This is a genomic window from Staphylococcus sp. Mo2-1 (assembly GCF_046721385.1).
Classification (GTDB): Bacteria; Bacillota; Bacilli; order Staphylococcales; family Staphylococcaceae; genus Staphylococcus; species Staphylococcus equorum_A.
Genome location: NZ_JBEUUK010000001.1, coordinates 430,822 through 453,480, shown reverse-complemented (window position 1 = coordinate 453,480; position 22,659 = coordinate 430,822). Strand labels below are relative to the sequence as shown.

Annotated in this window: 14 protein-coding genes and 7 pseudogenes; 13 read left to right on the top strand and 8 right to left on the bottom strand. The window is 32.9% G+C overall.

Going from position 1 to position 22,659, the window contains the following annotated elements:
- Window positions 1-85: 85 nt before the first annotated feature.
- On the bottom strand, window positions 86-1,417 hold the full coding sequence (locus tag ABLV95_RS02290) for a glucose-6-phosphate isomerase (RefSeq protein WP_069833045.1): 1,332 nt from the start codon (window positions 1,415-1,417) through the stop codon (window positions 86-88).
- Window positions 1,418-1,759: 342 nt separating this feature from the next.
- On the opposite strand from ABLV95_RS02290, the gene ABLV95_RS02285 reads away from it, so the two are divergent.
- The 4 genes and pseudogenes from ABLV95_RS02285 (at window position 1,760) to ABLV95_RS02270 (ending at window position 6,167) form a co-directional block, all read left to right on the top strand.
- Complete coding sequence (locus tag ABLV95_RS02285; RefSeq protein WP_460876270.1) at window positions 1,760-2,965, top strand: argininosuccinate synthase; 1,206 nt, start codon at window positions 1,760-1,762, stop codon at window positions 2,963-2,965.
- Window positions 2,955-4,328 carry an argininosuccinate lyase gene (gene argH / locus ABLV95_RS02280; RefSeq protein WP_460872491.1) on the top strand — a complete coding sequence of 458 codons (1,374 nt, stop codon included), beginning with the start codon at window positions 2,955-2,957 and terminating at the stop codon, window positions 4,326-4,328. The genes ABLV95_RS02285 and argH overlap by 11 nt, the downstream gene beginning before the upstream one ends.
- Before the next feature lie 335 nt (window positions 4,329-4,663).
- Window positions 4,664-5,655: pseudogene (locus ABLV95_RS02275) on the top strand (glycerophosphodiester phosphodiesterase).
- Window positions 5,656-5,786: 131 nt separating this feature from the next.
- Entirely contained in the window at window positions 5,787-6,167 is a 381-nt protein-coding gene (locus ABLV95_RS02270) for a YbaN family protein (RefSeq protein WP_460872490.1), read from the top strand.
- A 510-nt stretch (window positions 6,168-6,677) separates the two neighbouring features.
- Here the strand turns inward: ABLV95_RS02270 and ABLV95_RS02265 are convergent.
- From ABLV95_RS02265 to ABLV95_RS02235, 7 genes and pseudogenes are all read right to left on the bottom strand, one after another.
- Window positions 6,678-7,220, bottom strand: a complete 543-nt coding sequence (locus tag ABLV95_RS02265; protein ID WP_427705125.1) for a GNAT family N-acetyltransferase — start codon at window positions 7,218-7,220, stop codon at window positions 6,678-6,680.
- 106 nt (window positions 7,221-7,326) lie between these two features.
- Entirely contained in the window at window positions 7,327-8,529 is a 1,203-nt protein-coding gene (locus tag ABLV95_RS02260; RefSeq protein WP_460872489.1) for an MFS transporter, read from the bottom strand.
- Between the two features lie 602 nt (window positions 8,530-9,131).
- Window positions 9,132-10,377 (bottom strand): annotated as a pseudogene (locus ABLV95_RS02255) (Glu/Leu/Phe/Val family dehydrogenase).
- Window positions 10,378-10,487: 110 nt separating this feature from the next.
- The gene (locus ABLV95_RS02250; protein ID WP_069833038.1) at window positions 10,488-11,678 is read right to left on the bottom strand and encodes an ornithine--oxo-acid transaminase; all 1,191 of its coding nucleotides are present in this window, start codon (window positions 11,676-11,678) and stop codon (window positions 10,488-10,490) included.
- Between the two features lie 577 nt (window positions 11,679-12,255).
- Window positions 12,256-13,390 (bottom strand): annotated as a pseudogene (locus tag ABLV95_RS02245) (NADH-dependent flavin oxidoreductase).
- Window positions 13,391-13,558: 168 nt separating this feature from the next.
- Window positions 13,559-13,961: pseudogene (gene ygs, locus ABLV95_RS02240) on the bottom strand (S1 domain-containing post-transcriptional regulator Ygs).
- 395 nt (window positions 13,962-14,356) lie between these two features.
- Window positions 14,357-14,959: a peptidylprolyl isomerase gene (locus ABLV95_RS02235; protein ID WP_069833036.1), complete on the bottom strand. Its 603-nt coding sequence runs from the start codon at window positions 14,957-14,959 to the stop codon at window positions 14,357-14,359.
- A 67-nt stretch (window positions 14,960-15,026) separates the two neighbouring features.
- On the opposite strand from ABLV95_RS02235, the gene kapB reads away from it, so the two are divergent.
- The 9 genes and pseudogenes from kapB to ABLV95_RS02190 all read left to right on the top strand — a co-directional run bounded on the left by kapB (window position 15,027) and on the right by ABLV95_RS02190 (window position 22,649).
- Entirely contained in the window at window positions 15,027-15,407 is a 381-nt protein-coding gene (kapB, locus tag ABLV95_RS02230) for a sporulation phosphorelay system protein KapB (RefSeq protein ID WP_069833035.1), read from the top strand.
- A gap of 126 nt (window positions 15,408-15,533) precedes the next feature.
- Window positions 15,534-17,953, top strand: a pseudogene (locus ABLV95_RS02225) (Na+/H+ antiporter subunit A).
- The gene (locus ABLV95_RS02220; protein WP_141714378.1) at window positions 17,934-18,362 is read left to right on the top strand and encodes a Na(+)/H(+) antiporter subunit B; all 429 of its coding nucleotides are present in this window, start codon (window positions 17,934-17,936) and stop codon (window positions 18,360-18,362) included. The pseudogene ABLV95_RS02225 and the gene ABLV95_RS02220 overlap by 20 nt, the downstream one beginning before the upstream one ends.
- Window positions 18,362-18,709 carry a Na+/H+ antiporter Mnh1 subunit C gene (mnhC1, locus tag ABLV95_RS02215; protein ID WP_057512733.1) on the top strand — a complete coding sequence of 116 codons (348 nt, stop codon included), beginning with the start codon at window positions 18,362-18,364 and terminating at the stop codon, window positions 18,707-18,709. Before ABLV95_RS02220 ends, mnhC1 begins: the two co-directional genes overlap by 1 nt.
- A pseudogene (locus tag ABLV95_RS02210) lies at window positions 18,696-20,194 on the top strand (Na+/H+ antiporter subunit D). The gene mnhC1 and the pseudogene ABLV95_RS02210 overlap by 14 nt, the downstream one beginning before the upstream one ends.
- Window position 20,195: 1 nt before the next feature.
- Window positions 20,196-20,675, top strand: a complete 480-nt coding sequence (locus ABLV95_RS02205; protein WP_069817996.1) for a Na+/H+ antiporter subunit E — start codon at window positions 20,196-20,198, stop codon at window positions 20,673-20,675.
- Complete coding sequence (locus ABLV95_RS02200; RefSeq protein WP_427707066.1) at window positions 20,675-20,968, top strand: Na(+)/H(+) antiporter subunit F1; 294 nt, start codon at window positions 20,675-20,677, stop codon at window positions 20,966-20,968. Before ABLV95_RS02205 ends, ABLV95_RS02200 begins: the two co-directional genes overlap by 1 nt.
- A pseudogene (locus ABLV95_RS02195) lies at window positions 20,946-21,303 on the top strand (Na+/H+ antiporter subunit G1). Before ABLV95_RS02200 ends, ABLV95_RS02195 begins: the two are co-directional and overlap by 23 nt.
- 182 nt (window positions 21,304-21,485) lie before the next feature.
- Window positions 21,486-22,649, top strand: a complete 1,164-nt coding sequence (locus ABLV95_RS02190) for an NAD(P)-binding domain-containing protein (RefSeq protein WP_460876267.1) — start codon at window positions 21,486-21,488, stop codon at window positions 22,647-22,649.
- Window positions 22,650-22,659 lie beyond the last annotated feature (10 nt).

The following is a 22,659-nucleotide window of genomic DNA, read 5'->3' as shown; positions in this document are numbered from 1 at the left end:
ATAAATATAGAAAAGACCCATTCCAAATTTATCTTTGGAATGGGTCTTTCATTAAAGCATCGTTTTAATGCAATAATTTATTGTATTATAAACGTTTTTCTAATTCTGCTTTTTTATCTTCAAATCCAGGTTTACCTAATAAAGCAAACATATTTTGTTTGTATGCTTCAACGCCTGGTTGATTGAATGGATTCACGCCTAATTGGTAACCACTCATTGTACAAGCCAATTCGAAGAAGTATACGATATAACCAAATGTTTCTTCATCTAAACGAGGAATATCAACAACAATATTTGGAACGCCACCATCTGTATGCGCTAATAGTGTACCTTCAAAAGCTTTTGTATTCACTTCATCTATTGTTTTACCCGCTAAGTAATTTAATCCATCTAAATTATCATTATCTTCTTCTATAGTAATGTTTTGTTTTGGATTATTTACTTTTACTACTGTTTCAAATAAGAAACGACGTCCTTCTTGAACATATTGGCCAAGAGAATGTAAATCCGTTGTATAGTTTGCACTTGAAGGGTAAATACCTTTGAAGTCTTTACCTTCAGATTCGCCAAATAATTGTTTCCACCATTCATTGAAATATTGCATTGAAGGGTCGTAGTTGATTAACATTTCAGTGTCATAACCTTTTGCATATAAAACGTTACGGATTGTTGCATATTGATAAGCAATATTGTCTTCTATGTTTTCTGATGACAATTCTTTACGTGCTTTAGCCGCACCTTCCATCATTGCTTTAATATCAATTCCAGCAACCGCAATTGGTAATAAGCCCACTGCAGTTAATACTGAATAACGGCCACCAATATCATCAGGCACAACAAATGTTTCATAGCCTTCGTTTGTAGCTAATTCTTTTAATGCACCTTTTTCTTTATCTGTAGTTGCAAAAATACGTTTTTTCGCTTCATCTTTGCCATATTTATTTTCAAGTAATTGTTTAAACAATCTAAATGCAACTGCTGGTTCAGTTGTTGTACCAGATTTTGAAATTACATTGACTGAGAAATCTTTTCCATCTAAATAATCAATTAACTCTTGTGTATATGTTGAAGATAAATGATTACCTACAAAGACGATTTCTGGATACTCATCACTATTTCTAAATGAAGAAGTTAACATTTCAATAGCCGCACGTGCACCTAAATATGAACCGCCGATGCCAATTACTACAAATACATCTGTATTCTCTTTAACACGTTTAGAAGCTTCTAAAATACGTGAAAACTCTTCTTTATCATAATCAACAGGAAGGTCTATCCAACCTAAGAAATCACTACCAGCGCCTGTTCCTTCATGAATTGTTTTATGAATTGATTTAACGATATCTTTTTGTTGTTGTAGTTCGTGTTCTCCAAAAAATTCTAAAGTTTTACCATAATCTAATTGAATATGAGTCATTTGATATTGCCTCCAGTGTTTTTAGTTTCAATATAATATTACTAAGTTTATTTTGACTATTCAAACAACTAGCCTATAATCAGTCATAAATTATGACAATTTTGCTAATTATCTTTAGCGCTCCAATTTTTTTATTCATTATTATATACATATAGATAAAACCCTTTAATTAATGTTTTTCCAATATTCATAACATAAATGCTTCCTTTTATGAATAAGATCTTCTGAATGTTTTTGCATATTTATGTATAAAAGTGGTTTTATTTTCATTGGACATCTGCTATACTATTCAATATCAAATAAAAAAACAAATTTTAAAAATATCAATTAGAGGTGGAAATTATGAAAGAGAAAATAGTATTAGCATATTCAGGCGGTTTAGATACAAGTGTTGCAGTAAAATGGTTATTAGATAAAGGTTACGACGTTGTAGCTTGTTGTTTAGACGTAGGTGAAGGTAAGGATTTAGACATCGTTCATCAAAAAGCATTAGATATGGGTGCAAGTGAATGTCACATTATTGATGCTACTGAAGAATTCAGTCAAGATTTCGTATCATATGCAATTAAAGGTAATTTAATGTATGAAGGTACTTATCCATTAGTATCTGCATTATCAAGACCACTAATTTCAAAAAAATTAGTAGAAATTGCTAGCAAAACAAATGCAGTTGGTATTGCACATGGTTGTACTGGTAAAGGGAATGACCAAGTTCGTTTTGAAGTAGCAATTAAAGCTTTAGATCCAGAACTAAAAGTATTTGCTCCAGTTAGAGAATGGGCTTGGAGTCGTGAAGAAGAAATAGATTATGCAATTAAACATAATATTCCGGTACCAATTCAACATGATTCTCCTTATTCAATTGACCAAAACCTATGGGGTAGAAGTAACGAATGTGGTATCCTCGAGGATCCATACGCTACACCACCAGAAGATGCATATGACTTAACTAACGCATTAGAAAACACACCTGATGATTCAGATGAAATTGTACTTTCATTTGAGCAAGGTATCCCTACTGCTTTAGACGGTCAATCATATAAATTAAGTGAACTCATTTTATATTTAAATAAATTAGTCGGTAAACATGGTATTGGTAGAATTGACCATGTAGAAAATAGACTTGTAGGTATTAAATCAAGAGAAGTCTATGAAACACCTGCAGCAGAAGTAATTGTAAAAGCGCACAAAGCACTTGAAACAATTACCCTTACAAAAGATGTAGCACATTTCAAACCTGTAATCGAAAAACAATTCTCAGAACAAATTTATAATGGTTTATGGTTCTCTCCATTAACAGATAGCTTAAAAGTATTCGTCGATAGTACGCAACAATATGTTACAGGTGATGTACGTATTAAATTATACAAAGGTAATGCAATCGTTAATGGCAGAAAATCACCACATACACTATATAATGAAAAATTAGCTACTTATACAAAAGAAGACGCGTTTAATCAAGAATCAGCAGTTGGCTTCATCGATATCTTTGGCCTACCTACTAAAGTAAATTCTATGTTACATGGTGGATATAACGATGAGCAGTAAAGCTTGGGGTGGTAGATTTAGTGAACAACCAGAAGCATGGGTCGATGAATTCAATGCTTCTATCCACTTTGACAAAGCATTAATTGAATACGATGTCCAAGGTAGTATTGCCCACGCAACGATGTTAGCCAAACAAGGTATTATTTCTGATTCAGACTGCGAACAAATTATAGATGGTTTAAACGCTATTTTAGCTGATTATGAACAAGGTAATTTAAACTTAGATGTCTCTTTAGAAGATATTCACTTAAATATCGAGCATGAATTAATTAAACGTATCGGTGATGCGGGCGGTAGATTACACACTGGCCGTAGTAGAAATGATCAAGTTGCTACTGATATGCATTTATATACAAAAGAAGAAGTTAACTACTTAATTGAATCCATCACTGCTTTCCAACAAACAATTGTAAAAGTTGCCGAAGCACATGTCGATACCATCATGCCAGGTTATACGCATTTGCAAAGAGCACAACCAATATCGTTTGCACATCATATATTGACGTATTATTGGATGTTAGAAAGAGATAAATCACGTTTCCAAGATAGCTTGAAGCGTATCGATATCTCCCCTCTTGGTGCAGTTGCATTAAGTGGCACGACTTATCCTATTGATCGTCATGAAACGCAAGCTTTATTAAACTTTAGCGCACTTTATGAAAATAGTATGGATGCTGTAAGTGATAGAGATTACATTGTTGAAACGTTACACAACATTTCATTAACTATGGTTCACCTTTCTCGTTTTGCTGAAGAAATCATTTTTTGGTCATCAGCAGAAGCAAATTTCATAACTTTATCTGACGCATTTTCAACTGGTTCTTCCATCATGCCGCAGAAGAAAAATCCTGATATGGCAGAATTAATTAGAGGTAAAGTTGGACGTACGACAGGTAATCTTATGAGCATGCTTATGACACTTAAAGGTTTACCGTTAGCATACAATAAAGATATGCAAGAAGATAAAGAAGGACTCTTTGATGCTGTGCATACACTTAAAGGTTCCCTACGTATCTTCGAAGGCATGATCGATACAATGACGGTGAATGTGGATCACTTACAAGAAACTGTCTACAATGATTTCTCAAATGCAACAGAACTTGCAGATTACTTAGTCAACAAAGGTGTGCCTTTTAGAAATGCACATGAAATCGTTGGTAAAATTGTGCTTTGGTCTATACAACATAACGTTTATTTATTAGACGTTCCGTTAGAAGAATATCAAAACGCACATGCCAGTATCGAAGCGGATATTTATGATTACTTAAAACCTGAAAACTGTGTAAGTCGTAGAATCAGTTATGGTTCAACGGGACAAGAAGCAGTAAAACAACAAATCAATATAATAAAGCAACAACATTAACAAAAAGAACTGGAAATCGTGCTTAAATAAGCGGTTTTCCAGTTCTTTTTTATTACATATTTTTAAGTCGTTATAAACACCGGTGTAGTGCTCTATGACGCAATGACAGTATTACTAGTTAATAACATTCTAATAAGGAGAAACGCTTCTGAGAAACAACTTGTATAAGCTCTACAAGGTACAGTAACATGCTTCTATTTGTAATTTTTTATTATAAATTGTAATTATACGTTAAACATTATTTAGTTTGAATAAATATGTTGTAAATCCTATTCTTATTTCTGATTTTATTTTGTACTATGAGATTACAGTTCAGATTAAGGAGTGACAACATTATGAAACACGTCAGTAAATTTATCATTTCAAGTATTGCGGTAACATCATTATTGAGTCTTGGTGCATCTCCAGACATTCAAGCCAGTGGTAAAGGCAGCCAGATGGAAAATCAGAATGCTTCTCATTCACAACAAAGCCCTCAATCAAACGGTATAAATAATAAGCAGAACGAATTACATAATTTAACAGGTGAAAAATTCACAACAATCGCTCACAGAGGCGCAAGTGGTTATGCACCAGAGCATACACTAGCGAGCTTATGATAAGAGCCATAATGCTATAGGCGCATCATATATAGAAATTGATTTACAAATGACTAAAGATGGTCACCTCGTCGCAATGCACGATGAAACTGTTGATAGAACTACAAATGGTACAGGTAGAGTCGATCAATATACACTTGAAGAACTGAAAAAATTAGATGCGAGGCAGTAAATTTAATGCGACAAATCCTCAATATGCAAATTCAAATTATGAAGGTGTCCAAGTGCCGACATTAGATGAGATTTTCCAACGCTATGGTTCAGATGCCAATTATTATATTGAAACTAAATCGCCCGATGTTTACCCTGGCATGGAGGAAAAACTTCTAGACACATTAAATAAACACAATTTACTTAATAGTGAATCCCTTGAAAATGGACATGTTATGCTTCAATCCTTTTCACAAGAAAGCTTATTAAAGCTACAAAACCTAAACCCTAATATCCCTCTTGTACGTTTATTAGATAAGGGTGAATTACCTAGTATGACACAACAAGACTTTAATGCGATCAAACAGTATGCAGTTGGTGTAGGTCCCGAACATACAGATTTAACAAAACAAAATGTGCATAACCTCAAAAAAGCAGGTCTTTTAGTGCATCCGTTTACTGTTAATGAAAAAGCAGATATGCAACGACTAAATGATTATGGCGTACATGGCGTCTTTACAAATTATCCTGATTTATATAAGCAAGTAATTAATGAAAATGAAGCACAAGTAAAATAAAACTTTTTATTAACAATAACAAATGCCTATATTAACAACCATAATAAAAACCATCCTGTAAAATGTTATGTTATTTACTATAGTGATGAATTAGTTTATTATTGATAATAGCTATCAATAGGAGTGTTTTTTTGAAATATTTTTTAATTATTATTGGTGTGTTATTTACAGTCATTGGTTTTGTCGGCGTTTTATTACCATTATTACCAACTACACCATTTTTATTAGTTGCAGTACTTTGTTTTTCTAAAAGCTCTGATAAATTTGAAAAATGGTTAGTACAAACAAAAGTTTATGTGAATTATGTTGAAAGTTTTAAAGAAAACAAAGGCTATACTTTGAAGGATAAGTTCAAACTTTTGTTGAGCCTTTATATAGTTATCGGCTTTTCAATTTTCATGATAGACCACCCTTATATAAGATTGGGTTTGTTAATAATGGTAACGTTGCAGACGATAGTTTTATTTACTTTTGTGAAAACATTACCAGCAAATTTTTATGACAAAGAATAATTTGCTTGGTAAAAATATCAGTGTTGAAGAAAATATCATTATATAATAACCATCCCATTACTGGATATATGGTTTAACTATTGAATTTATTAAAATCATTTACTTAAAAAGTTAGTTTTTAAATTAACTTTTTAGTGTGTGCCGACGAAGCCTGTGACTTTGTTGGCATTTTTTTGTGTACGCTTTTCCTGTGTAGGACATCCTCAACCTGTGGTATTCGGCTAGTGCTTTATTAACGAGTAAGGAACCTGTACAATAAACTGCCCTTTCTCAAAAGAAAATAAATTAATATATGTACTGTATCAACAAATAGAGATACCCTGAATTTTCAAAAAGAATTAAGTAATAATTTTCATAGATATAGAGTGTTTCGAGGATATAATATCTATAAAAAAACAAATCAAAAGCTTTTCTAGCAATTGATTTGTCTGTTTTTTAAAACATTAGTTTAAAATCTAAGTTTTTTATTTGTGAGCTTCGGTAACTATAATCTTCTGAAAAATTTAGTTTTTAATTGTTATATTCAGATTTAAGCAAGCTAAATACATAACTATCAACGAATTTTCCATTCAATTTTTCATCTTCTCTTAAAATGCCTTCTTGTTTAAACCCTAATTTCCGAGGAATTTTTTGACTTTTAATATTTTTAGTCGCTGTTTGTATTTCAATTCTGTTCAAATTTATTTCATTGAAACAGTAATCAATTAAAAATTTTGTGCATTTTGTCATTATTCCTAAATTTTCGTAATTTTGATCAATATAATAGCCTATAGATGTTTTTTCATTCAACCAATTTATATAATGTAATCCGATGACACCAATCAATTGTTCGTTGTACCAAATGCCACAGTGAAACCCATCATTTTCTATAAACTGATTTAACCCAGATTTTATAAATTGCTTAGTATCTTCACTCGTTTTCGTGAATTTTACAAAGGGAAGCCATTCATTTAGATAGTCTCTTGAATTATCAACTATATTAAAAAGTGCTTGAGTATCTCTTTCTTCTAAAATTTTAAGGCTTAAATTGTCATTAATCTTTGTTTTAAACATAGAATCCCTCCTTTTAAAATCATATAAGTGTGTTTATGTTTTGATATTTTATTTAGGTGTAAAACAAATAATAAATGTATTTTCCTTTTCATTTATTATAGATTACTCAAATATCCTTTCTATTTATAATCAGAATAATCGAAGATATAAATAGTAGTGTTGCGACTAAGATAAATGTGAATCTCACACCAAATAAGTCGGTCAAATTACCTAAAATCAGAGAGGAAACCCCGAAAATTGCAGTTATTAAAGCGTCTTTTGCTGAGTAAATATTAGGTAAAAGTCTATGAACCACACTCTTCTGTATCAAGGTCTCTTGAGCAACATCCTTAATTTGATTTACCAAACCAAATAATAAGGATAATACTAATGCCATCCACGGAGTTGACGTTAAACCAAACATTAGAGTTGTTAAACTAGCTAAGAAAGCTCCAACTAAAATAACTTTACTGGAAAGTCGATCTACTAAATGTGACCATTTCAAACTTAAAAATCCACCTATCATTAATCCAGAGAAGAAAGTCGCGTTTATATACCCCCACCATTGTTCTCCAGTTTGCAGAGCTTGATCTACATACACGTACATAATTGCGACTACCCATACCACATTTGCAATAGATTCAAAAAATTCTACAATACTAATAGTACGTAAAGTGGGTGTTTGCCAAATAGTTACCCATCCTTTTTTTAATACTTCCCAATTTGATAGTTTTATTGATTGTTCATCGCTCACTATATTTTTATCAATACTAGGAATTAAAAACATCATAAAAGTTGATGTTACAAACAAGAAAAATGTAAACCAAAGAACGTTTACTCCCCCTATAATAGCAACAAGCATTCCTCCAACTGCCCATCCTCCTAAACGAATTGTTTGATCAAGAATAGCAAGAAAACTATTAGCTTTCACCAGAGCATTTTGTTCGACTAATATTGGAATAAAAGCATTTCTCGCTGGATTTGCCCATCCGTCTAAAAAGGAAATGGTAATTACAAAGAAAAAAATTAAAAAAGATGTGTTAAAAGAAGAAAAAACTTCTATATAACCTATAAGTATAATTGTAGCTATTGTTTTACCCAATTGGGAATAAGCTAAAAGTACCTTCAACCTGACTCGTTCAATAATTAAAGGAGCGACGATGCCACTTACAAACCTTGATGCCGTTATAAAAAAAGGTACAAAAGCCATATAAGTTACAGAGCCTGTTAATTCGTATATTATTGCTATTAAACCCACCATATAAAAAACGTCTCCGCTATTTGCGAGAGATTGACCAATCCATAAAAAACGAAACGATGATTTATTCATCAGATATTACTCCTTGAATTAATTTATTATTTAATTTTTGTTTTAAATTAAAGATAATCTTACATCGGCTCGTCATCCTTTTCTTTATATGGTTTATAAGGTGGAGTTTATTATTTAGCGATTAATATTCTTTTTTACAATAGCATAACTAAAAAAGTTAGACAAGTCTGATAATTCAGAAAATAAATACCATAGCGCTATAAATTAAATCAATATTAATAACAACTATAAGCTTAATATATATTCCATGTGTAACATACAAAAAACTTCAAGGTTTTCACTTTTTAAATGTCTACTTTGAAGAGAATATAAAGTACAATAAGTGATTATTCATTAACCGAAAGATGAGTAAAGTTTCTACTAGTACTCACAGCCTTAGAAAATGGGCAATCGAATATCAAGAAATAGATTATTAAATCATATATACTAACCAAAAAATGTCGACAAACTCATAAGACTCTGTCGACATTTCAAAAGGAAGTTTCTCTTAAAAAATAACTTGTAATAAATAGAAAGTACCCACTATTAAAAATTAATAGTGGGTACTTTTTATTGTATCTAAATCAATAACTATTCAAACCATTTATACTCTATTCTACGTTTTATGCCCAACCACGGTAACGTGCTGCCTCTGCAGTACGTTTAATACCAACGATAAACGCAGCTAAACGCATATCAATTTTTCTATTTTGTGATAATTCATAAATTGTATCAAAAGCAGTTATAAGTTTTTCACGTAATTTAGTGTTTACTTCTTCTTCTGTCCAATAATAACCTTGATTATTTTGTACCCATTCGAAGTATGAAACAGTTACGCCACCAACACTTGCTAATACATCAGGAACAAGTAGAATGCCACGTTCAGTTAAGATACGTGTTGTCTGCTGGTGTAGTTGGACCATTAGCAGCCTCAACCACGATATCAGCTTTAATATCTGCCGCATTATCTTCAGTAATTTGATTTGTAATTGCTGCCGGAATCAGCACATCACAATCAAGTTCGAACAATTCTTTATTTGAAATTGTTTCTTCAAATAAATTAGTTACTGTTCCAAAACTATCTCTTCTGTCTAATAGATAGTCAATATCTAAACCTTCTGGATCATGTAATGCACCATAAGCGTCTGAGATACCAACAATTTTCGCACCCATGTCGTACAAGAATTTCGCTAAGAAACTACCTGCGTTACCGAAACCTTGAATTACCATACGTGCACCTTTTAAATCTAGTCCTCTTCTTTGTGCAGCTTGTTCAATAGCAATTACTACACCTAAAGCTGTTGAACGATCACGGCCTTGTGAACCGCCTAAAACAATTGGTTTACCAGTAATGAAACCTGGTGAATTGAATTTGTCTAATGAACTATATTCATCCATCATCCATGCCATAATTTGAGAGTTTGTAAATACGTCTGGTGCTGGAATATCTTTAGTTGGTCCAACGAATTGAGAAATTGAGCGCACATACCCACGAGATAGACGTTCTACTTCATGAATGCTCATTTGTCTTGGATCACAAATGATTCCACCTTTACCTCCGCCGTACGGTAAATCCACTATGCCACATTTCAATGTCATCCACATTGATAGGGCCTTAACTTCTTCTTCATCAACATCTGGATGGAAACGAACTCCACCTTTTGTTGGTCCAACAGCATCATTATGCTGTGCACGATAACCAGTAAATGTTTTAACAGTACCATCATCCATACGGACAGGAATTCGAACTTCAAGGAATCTTAAAGGTTCCTTTACTAAATCATACATACCATCGTCAAATCCCAGTTTATGCAATGCTTCTTTAATAATTTGTTGCGTAGAAGTAACTAAATTATTATTCTCAGTCATGATTCATTTCGCCTCTTTTTCGTAACTAATGATTTCGCTTTCATGATAATTGTAACATAACATTTTGCTTTTTAAAGAGTTTTCAAAACTTATATTTTTTTACTATAAATTTACTCGAAAACGCTTCTCACTTTGTCTAATGCAAAGTCTAATTCTTCTTTTGAAATAATAAGTGGTGGTGCAAAACGGATCACAGTGTCATGTGTTTCTTTACATAATAAACCTTTTTCTTTTAATGATTCACAATAAGGTCTCGCATCTTCATTTAATTCAATTCCGATAAATAAACCACGACCACGAACCTCTTTAATTGCAGGATGATCTATTTTTTGTAGTTCAGATTTGAAATAATTCCCTAATTCTAATGAGCGACCAGGTAAATCTTCATCGATAATAACATCTAATGCAGCATTTGAAACTGCACAAGCTAATGGATTACCACCAAATGTAGAACCGTGAGATCCAGGTGTAAACACGCCTAATACTTCTTCATCTGCTAATACAACTGAAATTGGTAATACGCCGCCGCCTAATGCTTTACCTAAAATGTATACGTCTGGTTTAACGTCATCCCAGTCTGTTGCAAATAATTTACCTGAGCGACCTAAACCAGCTTGAATTTCATCGGCAATAAACAAGACATTGTGTTCATCACATAATTCTCTGATTGCTTTTAAGTAACCTTCTGGTGGAACATTGATTCCAGCTTCCCCTTGGATTGGTTCAATTAAAATTGCAGCAGTATTTTCATTGATAGCGCCTTTAACAGCTTCAATATCTCCAAAATCAACTTTATTAAATCCTTCTAATAATGGACCATATCCACGTTGATATTCAGGTTCTGATGATAATGATACTGGTGCCATAGTACGACCATGGAAGTTACCATTGAATGCAATTACTTCTGCTTTATCTGGTTCAATATTTTTAACATCGTAAGCCCAACGACGTGCAGCTTTTAATGCAGTTTCAACCGCTTCAGCTCCTGTGTTCATTGGCAATGCTTTTTCTTTACCTGAAAGTTTACAAATTTTTTCATACCATTCGCCTAGATTATCACTATGGAATGCACGAGACACTAAAGTAACTTTATCTGCCTGGTCTTTCAATGCTTGAATAATCTTTGGATGTCTGTGACCTTGGTTTACAGCTGAATACGCAGATAGCATATCCATATATTTGTTACCTTCTGGATCTTTAACCCAAACACCTTCTGCTTCCGATATGACGATTGGAAGTGGCACATAGTTTTGTGCTCCGTAATGATTTGTTACTTCTATGATTTCTTTTGATCTTGACATGATATCTCCCCTTTGAAATATTTTAAGAGTCTTTTTAAACTCTAAAACGATACTTGTTCATAGCATAACGTATTTAGAGTTCAACTGAAACCATTTTCTAAAACTGCTCCCTTGATGCTACTTATAAGCCGATACATCAACATAAATCAAGCTTTAACATATCTATAAACAACTCAATTTCTATGTAAGCCCTTACATATATAATGACATAATTCACTACGTTTATACAAGATAATTTTGTCTGATTTAAAAAATAAAATATCCTTTATTATTTTTACATAAAATTGTATATTCAATCATCAATTCATGCATTATAGCAAAGGATGAATTAATAATTATACACTGTTATTTACTCGTAATTATATATAATTACGAGTGAATAATACCTAGCACAATATCTACTAATCTAACAATTCCATAATAATTATTATTAATCTATAACTTTTTTAGATTTTTTTCGTTTTATTTCATCTAATAACTGCTATTCTTTTGTTTTTATTTGTAAATAAAAAAAGTAGTATAACTATCACAATATTTTAAAATAATTGTGATAATACACTACTTGTTAAACTATACGCTATTTATTATCTGTTCTTGGAAGTGGATAGAATCCTTTATTAAACTGTTCCCATAATTTTGGTGGCAGATGATGCTTATCTTTTCTATTTGGATCAAAGTGAGAAATAATTTGATCTTCTTCGCCATTTTTAATTTTACTAACAAAATTGTGATCTAATAAGATTTCTCTGCCTAAAGCTACAAGTTCTACATTTGTTGATTCAATCGCTTCAATTGCTTGTTCCGCTGTAAAGATTGAACCAATACCAACAAGTGGCATACGACCATTAATCCATTGTAGTAATAATTTGATACGTTCTTGACCTTTATATTGTCCTTCACGTGTTTTCGAATGAATATCCATCAATGAAACGTGTAAATAGTCTAATGGTTTTTCACTTAAATGGTTTACTAACGTTTCTGTAATTTCCATGCTTATTCCTGGTGACTCTGCTTCTTCAGGGGAAAATCTATATCCAACGATAAAATCTTTATTCCCGTGACGTTTAACTGTTTCTGTCACTTCATCAACAACTGCATTCGCGAATTTATAAGGATCTTCGCCCCATTCATCATTACGACGGTTGTAATAAGGTGAGACAAATTGATGGATTAAATAGTGGTTAGCGCCGTGAATTTCTACGCCATCGAAGCCAGCTTCAATCACTCTTCGTGTCGCTTCACCAAACGCTTTAATTGCTTCTTCTATTTCTTCAACAGTAATTTCGCGTGCATGGTGTTCTTCCTGTTCTCCAAAACTTTTTAATGAAATGGGACTAGGTGCAACAACATCTCCATTAGGCGTTAAATTAGGTAATGCTTGGGCACCACCATGATGAATTTGAACAATAGCTTTTGACCCATTTTTCTTCATTGCCTCAGCTAAACGTTTCAACCCTTCTAAGTTTGAATCATGTGCTACAGAAGGTTGTCCAGGAAATGCTTTTCCTAAATCTGTTACATTACTAGCGAGCAGAAATAGCTAATCCCACATCTTTTGAACGTTGTTCCATATATACTACTTCCTCATTTGAAATCGAGCCATCATCATTTGAAGATACATGTGTTAGCGGTGCTAAAACGAATCTATTATCTAATACAACTTTATTAGGTAATGTAAGCTTTTCGAATAACGGTTGAAATTTTTTATTCATTACAATTAATCCTCCTAAGTAAAATACCTTATCACTTTTTCCACACTATTTAAGTGCTTGTTTATTCTAACTATCTTAACTATAAAGATAAATGAATATGCTCACGCATGTAATTTTTGATTATCTCCTCTTCACAATAAAAAAATACTGACATTTCTTATCGAAATGTCAGTATCTTGTTAAAGATGTTTTTTCATCTTTAATCGCGTTTTTGGACTGTTTAATCCAAACCGGCAAGCGTTCTTTAATTGTTTGAAACCCATATTTTTCGGTTTCTTTAATTTCATCTAACACTGATTGCTTTTCCTTCTTACGTTCATAATTTTTAAAATAGTCATTATCTTTTAAAGAAAGATTCAGTTTACCTTCATCATCAATTGAAATCACTTTCGCTCTTACAATTTGTCCTTCTGATAAAAACTTTTTCAAATTATGGACGTAATCATCCATAATTTCGGATATGTGGATTAATCCCTCAAGCATTGTCCGGGGTTTCTACAAAAGCGCCATACGGTTGAATACCAGTCACACGAACTTTGATATGTTGACCTACTGTATAGTGATTATTCAACGTGATAACCCCTTATTTCGTTTTACTTAACACTATTATAATAGCATAAATTATAACTTGGTACTAACATTTAATAGAAAAATTTCACATTTTATAGATTTCATACAATAATTTAACAAAATAAAAATGTTAATCTTATATACATAGCAAGTTTCAACTCTCATTTCGCACTTGAAATTACTAGACTAGAACAATTTTTATACATAAGTATGGGTCTAGCTATTTTCACTACATTTAATTACATTGTTAATTTTTAAGCTAGTCTCAATAAAAAAAACAGGCTCAACTGCACACTCAACATAAATTCACTAAATTGGGTGTTCGATTGAACCTGTCTTACATATATTATATTTTACGTGCTACTTATAATTGCAATACTACCATTTTATATTCGCTTAATTTTGTTTTTCTTCGATATCAATTGAATCAATTTTAATATCATGTACTGGTTTATCTTGAGGACCTACTTTTGTATTTGCAATATCTTCTAATGTTGCTTTACCATCAATTAATTGACCGAAAACTGTATGTTTTTGATCTAACCAAGGTGTACCACCATTTTCACCATATGCTTTGACAATCGGTTCTGGCCAACCACCATCAGCTAATTGACTAAGCATTGATTCAGGTACTTCTGTCATTTGTACAATGAAGAATTGAGATCCATTTGTATTTGGACCAGAGTTTGCCATTGATAAAGCACCATATAAATTAAATGCTTCAAGTGAGAACTCATCTTCGAATGCACCACCATAAATACTTTCGCCACCCATACCAGTTGCTGTTGGATCGCCGCCTTGTACCATGAAGTCGTTAATTACACGGTGGAAAGTCACACCATTGTAATAACCATTTTTAGCATGTGTTACAAAGTTTTCTACTGTTTTTGGTGCCACGTCAGGTAACAATTTAAATGTCATATCGCCTTTATTCGTGTGTAATACCATTTTAATTTCGTTACCGTTTATTTCTGAATTTAACTGAGGATAGTTCGTCATTTTTATTCTCCATTTCATGTTAAGATGATATATGTATTCTAACACAAATGAAGGGATGTATTGAACTATGTTATATCGTTTTGCACATAAAACTGGAAGCTACGGTGTCATAATAAAGGAAGAAGATGAAAATCAAGTCTTAGTTCAAGTGGAACAAGTAATCAAACACCCAAAACAAGGTGATTTACATAGCCCAAGAGAAACTGAAAATGTATTTTTTCATGAGCGTAAAGCGTTAAGTCATTTTGAAAAACGCTATACAACTAAATCGCATCTTAAACCATTTACTGATGATGAATTGCCTTATGAGCAATCATTACAACAAGCAATCACTAAATTGGAGATTAAATTAAAAGATCAAGATACATTACATGCAAAGAAATCACTCGACAATTTACAGCAACTTAAGAAGGATTACGCAATTCAATATAAACAAAATTTTGAATAAAAATACTGCGTTTCTTCTTATTTAAATAAACATTTAATTCATGTGTTTCATGGGTTAGCCATGTTTTTCAGAATAGTCTAATTCATGTATAATAACCTTATACTATTTTTAAAGGAGGATAAAATAATGAGTTTGTTACATATAGCGGTTCTTCTACCGTTAATATTTGCACTCATTATTCCATTTGTATATCGGTTTCATAAACGAATACATTTAGGATGGTTTGTGTTACCTATCCCCGTCGTCTTATTTATATATTTCCTCTCATATATTTCAACAACCATGTCAGGAAATACCGTAATGCAGAGAGCAAACTGGATGCCTCATTTTGGTATGAATTTCGATTTATACGCGGATGGTCTAGGATTACTATTCAGTTTGTTAATCACTGGCATTGGTAGTTTAATTGTACTATATTCTATAAGTTATTTAAGTCGACAAGAGCAGTTAGGAAATTTTTATTGTTATCTGTTGCTCTTTATGGGTGCAATGTTAGGTGTTGTTTTATCTGATAATATTATTATGTTATATCTATTTTGGGAGTTAACTTCATTTTCTAGTTTTCTACTCATTTCATTTTGGCGTGACAAACAAGCATCTATTTACGGTGCTCAAAAATCAATGCTTGTCACTGTATTTGGTGGCTTATCACTTTTGGGTGGTCTTATTTTACTATCACTCGCAGGTGGCTCTACAAGTATTCAAGAACTTATTGGGAATGCATCTGAAATCCAAACAAGTCCGTATTTCATTTTATCAATGATATTTGTATTAATTGGAGCGATGACAAAATCTGCTCAAGTTCCATTTTACGTTTGGTTACCAGATGCAATGGAAGCGCCAACGCCGGTCAGTGCCTACTTACACTCAGCTACGATGGTTAAAGCGGGTCTTTACTTAGTAGCACGTATGACACCCATCTTTGCACTCTCACAGGGTTGGATTTGGACAGTAACTGCTGTCGGTTTAATCACTCTGTTTTGGGCGTCATTAAATGCTACAAAACAACAGGATTTAAAAGGTATATTAGCGTTTTCTACCGTTTCACAACTTGGTATGATTATGTCTATGTTAGGTATAGGTGCAGTAAGTTATCATTTTGAAGGTGCTGAAAGTCAACTTTATGTTGCTTGCGTTCACCGCTGCTGTGTTCCATCTCATTAATCACGCTACATTTAAAGGTGCGTTATTTATGATTGCTCGGTGCCATTGACCATAGTACAGGTACTCGTGATGTAAAAAAATTAGGTGGATTGCTAACAATAATGCCTATTTCTTTTACAATTACCATAATCACCTCACTCAGTATGGCAGGTGTGCCACCGTTTAACGGTTTCCTTTCTAAAGAGAAGTTCTTGGAAAGTATGATTGAGGTCACAAACGTTAACCTATTTAGTTTAAATACGCTTGGCTTATTAATTCCAATCGTAGCAATTATTGGTAGTATATTTACATTTGTATATTCTATAAGATTTATAGGCCAAATCTTCTTAGGTAGCCATAAATCAGATGCTTTACCGAAAAAAGCACATGAAGCTTCTATACTAATGTTGGTTTCACCAGCTATTTTAGCAATATTAGTTATTGTATTTGGGTTCTTCCCTTCTATATTAACGGGATCAATTATTGAGCCTGCTGTTAATTCAATCAGTCAAAGCACTGGAACGCATGCAGAATTCCATATGTTCCATGGTTTTACACCAGCATTTTTCTCTACCATTGGTATATATATTGTTGGTATATTACTGATTTTATCGTTTGGCTATTGGATTCGCTTATTACGCGCACATCCTACAAAACTTACAATCAATTACTGGTATGATAAGTTCGGTAACGATTCGCCAGGTTACTCAAGTAAGTTCACAAATGCTTATGTGACTGGTTTTACGCGTAACAACTTAGTAATTATATTTATTTCTTTAATTTTAATTACTTTAGCTACATTATTAGTAACACCATTTAGTATTAACTTTAAAGACGTGAGTGAAGTACGTCCATTTGAATTAATCATTGTAGTACTTATAATTACATCAGCTTCTATGATTATATTTGCACGTTCAAGACTGTTCAGTATCATTATGGCAAGTGCTGTAGGTTATTCTGTCGCTATCTTCTTCATATTCTTTGGCGCACCAGATTTAGCCCTTACACAATTTGTAGTTGAATCAATTTCTACAGCGTTATTCTTATTGTGTTTCTATCACTTACCAAACTTAAACAGACATAAAGAGACGCGTTCATTCAAACTTGTAAATGTTTTAGTTTCAGTTGGTGCAGGTGTGGTTGTTACTGTGCTTGGACTAATTACTTATGGTAATAGACACTTTGGTTCTATCGCTGAATTCTATAAAGAACATGTATATGATTTAGCACATGGCACTAATATGGTAAACGTCATACTTGTCGATTTCCGTGGTACCGATACTTTATTCGAAGCCTCTGTCCTCGGTATTGCGGGTTTGGGAGTTTATACAATGATTAAACTCCGTACAAATAATAAATCAAATGATGAAGGAGGTAAAAACGTTGAAAAGACAGAAGAATAATATCATCTTTCAATATTCAGCAGTTCTTATCTTCTTCCTCATCGTAATGTTTGGACTTTCATTATTTTTAGCAGGACATTACACGCCAGGTGGTGGCTTCGTAGGTGGCCTATTACTATCTAGTGCCCTAGTCATCATAGCTGTAGCTTTTGATATTAAAACTATGAGGAAAATCTTTCCTTGGGATTTCAAATTATTAATAGGTGTTGGTTTGCTATTTTGTATAGCAACACCTATGGCGAGTTGGTTTTATACTAAAAACTTCTTCACGCACACACCGTTTGAAATACCTTTAGGAATTTTACAACCGATGGAAATGCATACGGCAACGTTCTTTGACTTAGGCGTAATGTTTGCGGTTATCGGTACAGTAATGACTATAATTTTATCGATTGGAGAGAATGAGTAATGGAAATAGTGATGATTTTTGTTTGTGGTATTCTCACAGCAATGAGCGTCTATCTCATTCTTTCTAAGAGTTTGATACGCATCATTATTGGGACTACTTTGCAAACACATACAGCCAATTTATTTTTAATTACAATGGGTGGATTAAAAAAAGGAGAAGTACCGATTTATGAAAAAGGTATATCTTCCTATGTTGATCCAATTCCACAAGCGTTAATTTTAACAGCAATTGTAATTTCATTTTCTGTAACAGCGTTCTTCTTAGTACTAGCCTTTAGAAGTTATAAAGAATTAGGAACTGACAACGTAGAAAGTATGAAAGGAGTGCTAGATGATGATCGAGAGTAATCTCATTATTTCACTACTCGTCATACCAATGTTGACTATTATTGCACTTGTATTCATTGGTAAGCGCCCTATTATTAAACGATACGTTGCACTAAGTGGGACAGCTGTCACATTAATTTTTGCATTTATTAACTTAAACAACGTATTAAAGCATGGGATTATAACTTTAGAACTTGGTTCATGGGAAGCACCATATAGTATCGTATTAGTGCTCGATATATTTAGTATCCTTCTCGTGATTTCAAGTTTAATCGTAACAATGCTGATTATTTTATATTCTTATCAATCAGTGGGCATAGAACGTGAAACGTATTATTACTACTTCGCAGTAATGTTCATGCTAACAGGTGTCATAGGTTCATTTATCACGGGTGATATTTTCAACTTATTCGTATTCTTCGAAGTATTCTTACTGGCATCTTATATTCTATTAGTTATCGGTGGTACAAAAGTACAATTAAGTGAAACGATAAAATATGTACTTATAAATGTTACATCATCCGCATTCTTTGTTATTGCGGTAGCAATGCTCTACTCTGTAGTTGGTACGTTAAATTTAGCCGATATTGGTGAAAAATTAGGACAACTACCTGCTGCAGATACTGGGATTGTAAATATCATATTCATCATGTTTATCTTTGTATTTGCAACGAAAGCCGGCGTTTTTCCAATGTATATTTGGTTACCAGGTGCTTATTACGCCCCACCAATTGCAATCATTGCCTTTTTCGGTGCATTACTAACAAAAGTTGGTGTCTATGCAATTGCTAGAACATCAAGTCTTTTTATTCATGATACATCAAGCTTTCCGTTCTATATTATTCTTTTCTTAGCACTACTAACCATTATCTTTGGTTGTGTAGGTGCAGTCAGTTATTTTGATACTAAGAAAATTATTATCTACAATATAATGATTGCTGTCGGCGTTATTTTAGTCGGTGTAGCTATGATGAACCAAACTGGCATGATGGGCGCAATTTATTACACGTTACATGATATGTTAATTAAAGCAAGCACTATTTTTCTTAATTGGTGTTATGTACAAAATTACTAAAACCCATGATTTACGCAAATATAGTGGTCTCATTAAAGACTATCCAGTTTTAGGTTGGTCATTCTTTATTGCGGCACTTAGCTTAGTCGGCATACCGCCACTCAGTGGTTTTTATGGTAAATTTTATATTGTACAGGCTACCTTCGAAAAAGGTTTCTATTTGAGTGGTATTGTCATACTACTTTCAAGTCTTGTTGTACTTTATTCAGTCATTCGCATATTCTTACAAGGATTCTTTGGCGAATCAAAAGGATATAAAGTAAATCCTAAATTACAATATAAAGGGATACTGGCGATTGCTATGATCTCAGTTGCAATTTCAGTAGTTTTCGGATTATCTGCTGACTTTCTACATCCAATTATAAAAGATGCTTGCAGAGGCATTCTATAATCCTAGTGTTTATATTGATGGCGTATTGGGGGGAAAATAATATGGCAGTCCAAATATTAGTAAATTTACTTTTATCTGTTTTTTGGTTGTTTGTAACAGGGAGTTATACTTTTAATAACTTTATACTAGGCTACTTATTTGCCCTATTATTAGTATACCTAATGCGTGGTATTTTACCTGGAAGATTTTACATTATTACAGTTTATAAAATAGTTAAACTCTTCTTCGTTTTCATCATAGAATTAATAAAAGCCAACGTCGATGTGATACGCATTATTGTTAAGCCAAAGATAGACAATGAACCAGCATTTTTCACTTATAATACAGATTTGAAAACAGACTGGGAAATTGCGTTATTATCTAACTTAATTACCTTAACACCTGGTACAGTCGTGTTAGGCATAAGTGATGATCGTACTGAAATTTATATACATTGCATTGATTTTAGTACTAAAGAGGAAGAAGTGGAAGGTATTAAATCTTCCCTTGAAAAAGTCGTTAGAGAGGTAGGCGAAAAATGATGAACTATAATATAATTTTAATTATCGCATTAGTCATCGTAGCGTTGTCTATGCTAGGTATGCTTGTACGTGTAATCATAGGCCCTTCTCTAGCTGACCGTGTTGTTGCACTTGATGCAATTGGTATTCAACTTATGGCCATCGTCGCATTATTTAGTGTGTTCTTAGGTACTAAATATATGATGGTCGTTATTCTAATGATTGGTATTTTAGCTTTCTTAGGTACAGCAGTATTCGCGAAATATATGGATAAAGGTAAGGTGATTGAATATGATAACGACAATCGTCATTAGTATCGCACTTATTTTAATTATCCTTGGTTCACTTATTAGTGCACTTGCGACGATTGGCCTTTTACGTTTAGACGATGTCTATTCAAGAGCACATGCTCATTGGTAAAGCGACAACATTAGGAGCGATGTTATTAATTAGTGGCGTATTCTTGTTCTTTATTGGACGTGAGGGTTACGCAAGTATGCAATTACTTATCGGTATATTATTTATCTTAATCACCGGTCCACTATCAAGTCACCTTATTATTAAAGCTGCATATAATTTAGATACACCCGCTTCAAAACGAACAAAACGTAACGATTTAAAAGATGAGTTAAAAGATACAAAAATCTAATATAAATTGCTTTTCCTACATTATGAAACACTCAGCTATCATTAAATAGCTGAGTGTTTTTTATTCTTTATAGACGGAGACTAAGATATTTTGACCAGTATGTTTATTTCTATTTGTCATAAGTTAAATTTAATGATATATTAAATCGTAATCATTTCGTTTTAAAAGGAGTTTGAATGCTTATGACAACTTGGACAATTATCGGCGGTGGTTTACATGCGACTACAATAGCTATCAAATTAAGATCGAAGGGGTTAAAAAGTGACCATTTAAAAATCATAGACCCTCATCATAATCTCTGTGAACAATTCAATAATTATACTAAACGTATAGACATGCCCTATTTACGTTCTCCATGCGTACATCATGTCCATCCTAATCCATTTCATTTGAAACAATATGCTAAGAAAATGCACTATACAAACCCAGCCTATGGGCCATACAAACGACCAAATCGTGACATGTTTATGGATCATACACATGATCTTATTCATTATTTTGAATTAAACCAAAGTCATATACAAAGTTATGTCAATAAAATTGAAAAGGACGACAAGCAATGGTTAATACAATTAAGCAATAGTGAATGGATACATACAGATAATTTAATTATTGCTTTTGGCTGTAATCATGATACATACACGCCTGAACTATTTGCACAACACCCCGATATATCCCATGTGTTCGATGACGATGGATCTTATGATCCAGAAACCTCACATGTCGTTGGTAGTGGTATATCAGCTGCACATTTATGTTTAAGACTATTAAAAGAAAATAATACTAAAATTCACTTGTGGACGAATAAACCCATAGATGTACATGATTTTGATGCAGACCCAGGATGGCTCGGTCCTAAAAATATGACGTCTTTTAATGCGATTCAATCTTCTGAACAAAGATTTGATATTATTAAACGCGAGCGACATAGAGGGTCTATGCCTAAAGAACTCGAATTAAGGCTTAAAAAGTACATCAAACAAAACAGATTGAGTATACATGTCAATGAACTTACAAATATTCAACAGCATCACATTTGCACTGAAAATGATTGCTTACACTATGACCGCATTTTATTAGCTACAGGATTTAAAGAATCAATCATGCAACAGCCTATTATTAAGCAACTCACAGATCACTTCCAAGCACCTATAACATCGTGTGGCTTGCCATTTATCTCATCAATCTTAGAATGGTTACCTAACCTGTTTGTCACAGGCGGTTTAGCTGATTTAATGCTTGGTCCATTTGCGCGTAATATTATGGGTGGACGAGAAGTCGCACTTCGAATTGCAGAAGCTTATGATGAAATTGAAAGTAAAAGTAAAACAAAAAGAGCGATATAAAGTTATTTAA

Excerpts from the sequence above, each read along its gene's own strand:
- ABLV95_RS02290 (WP_069833045.1), bottom strand. The coding sequence starts at position 1,417 with ATGACTCATATTCAATTAGATTATGGTAAAACTTTAGAATTTTTTGGA.
- ABLV95_RS02285 (WP_460876270.1), top strand. The coding sequence starts at position 1,760 with ATGAAAGAGAAAATAGTATTAGCATATTCAGGCGGTTTAGATACAAGT.
- argH (WP_460872491.1), top strand. The coding sequence starts at position 2,955 with ATGAGCAGTAAAGCTTGGGGTGGTAGATTTAGTGAACAACCAGAAGCA.
- ABLV95_RS02265 (WP_427705125.1), bottom strand. The coding sequence starts at position 7,220 with ATGTTTAAAACAAAGATTAATGACAATTTAAGCCTTAAAATTTTAGAA.
- ABLV95_RS02260 (WP_460872489.1), bottom strand. The coding sequence starts at position 8,529 with ATGAATAAATCATCGTTTCGTTTTTTATGGATTGGTCAATCTCTCGCA.
- ABLV95_RS02250 (WP_069833038.1), bottom strand. The coding sequence starts at position 11,678 with ATGTCAAGATCAAAAGAAATCATAGAAGTAACAAATCATTACGGAGCA.
- ABLV95_RS02235 (WP_069833036.1), bottom strand. The coding sequence starts at position 14,959 with ATGACGAACTATCCTCAGTTAAATTCAGAAATAAACGGTAACGAAATT.
- kapB (WP_069833035.1), top strand. The coding sequence starts at position 15,027 with ATGTTATATCGTTTTGCACATAAAACTGGAAGCTACGGTGTCATAATA.
- mnhC1 (WP_057512733.1), top strand. The coding sequence starts at position 18,362 with ATGGAAATAGTGATGATTTTTGTTTGTGGTATTCTCACAGCAATGAGC.
- ABLV95_RS02205 (WP_069817996.1), top strand. The coding sequence starts at position 20,196 with ATGGCAGTCCAAATATTAGTAAATTTACTTTTATCTGTTTTTTGGTTG.
- ABLV95_RS02200 (WP_427707066.1), top strand. The coding sequence starts at position 20,675 with ATGAACTATAATATAATTTTAATTATCGCATTAGTCATCGTAGCGTTG.
- ABLV95_RS02190 (WP_460876267.1), top strand. The coding sequence starts at position 21,486 with ATGACAACTTGGACAATTATCGGCGGTGGTTTACATGCGACTACAATA.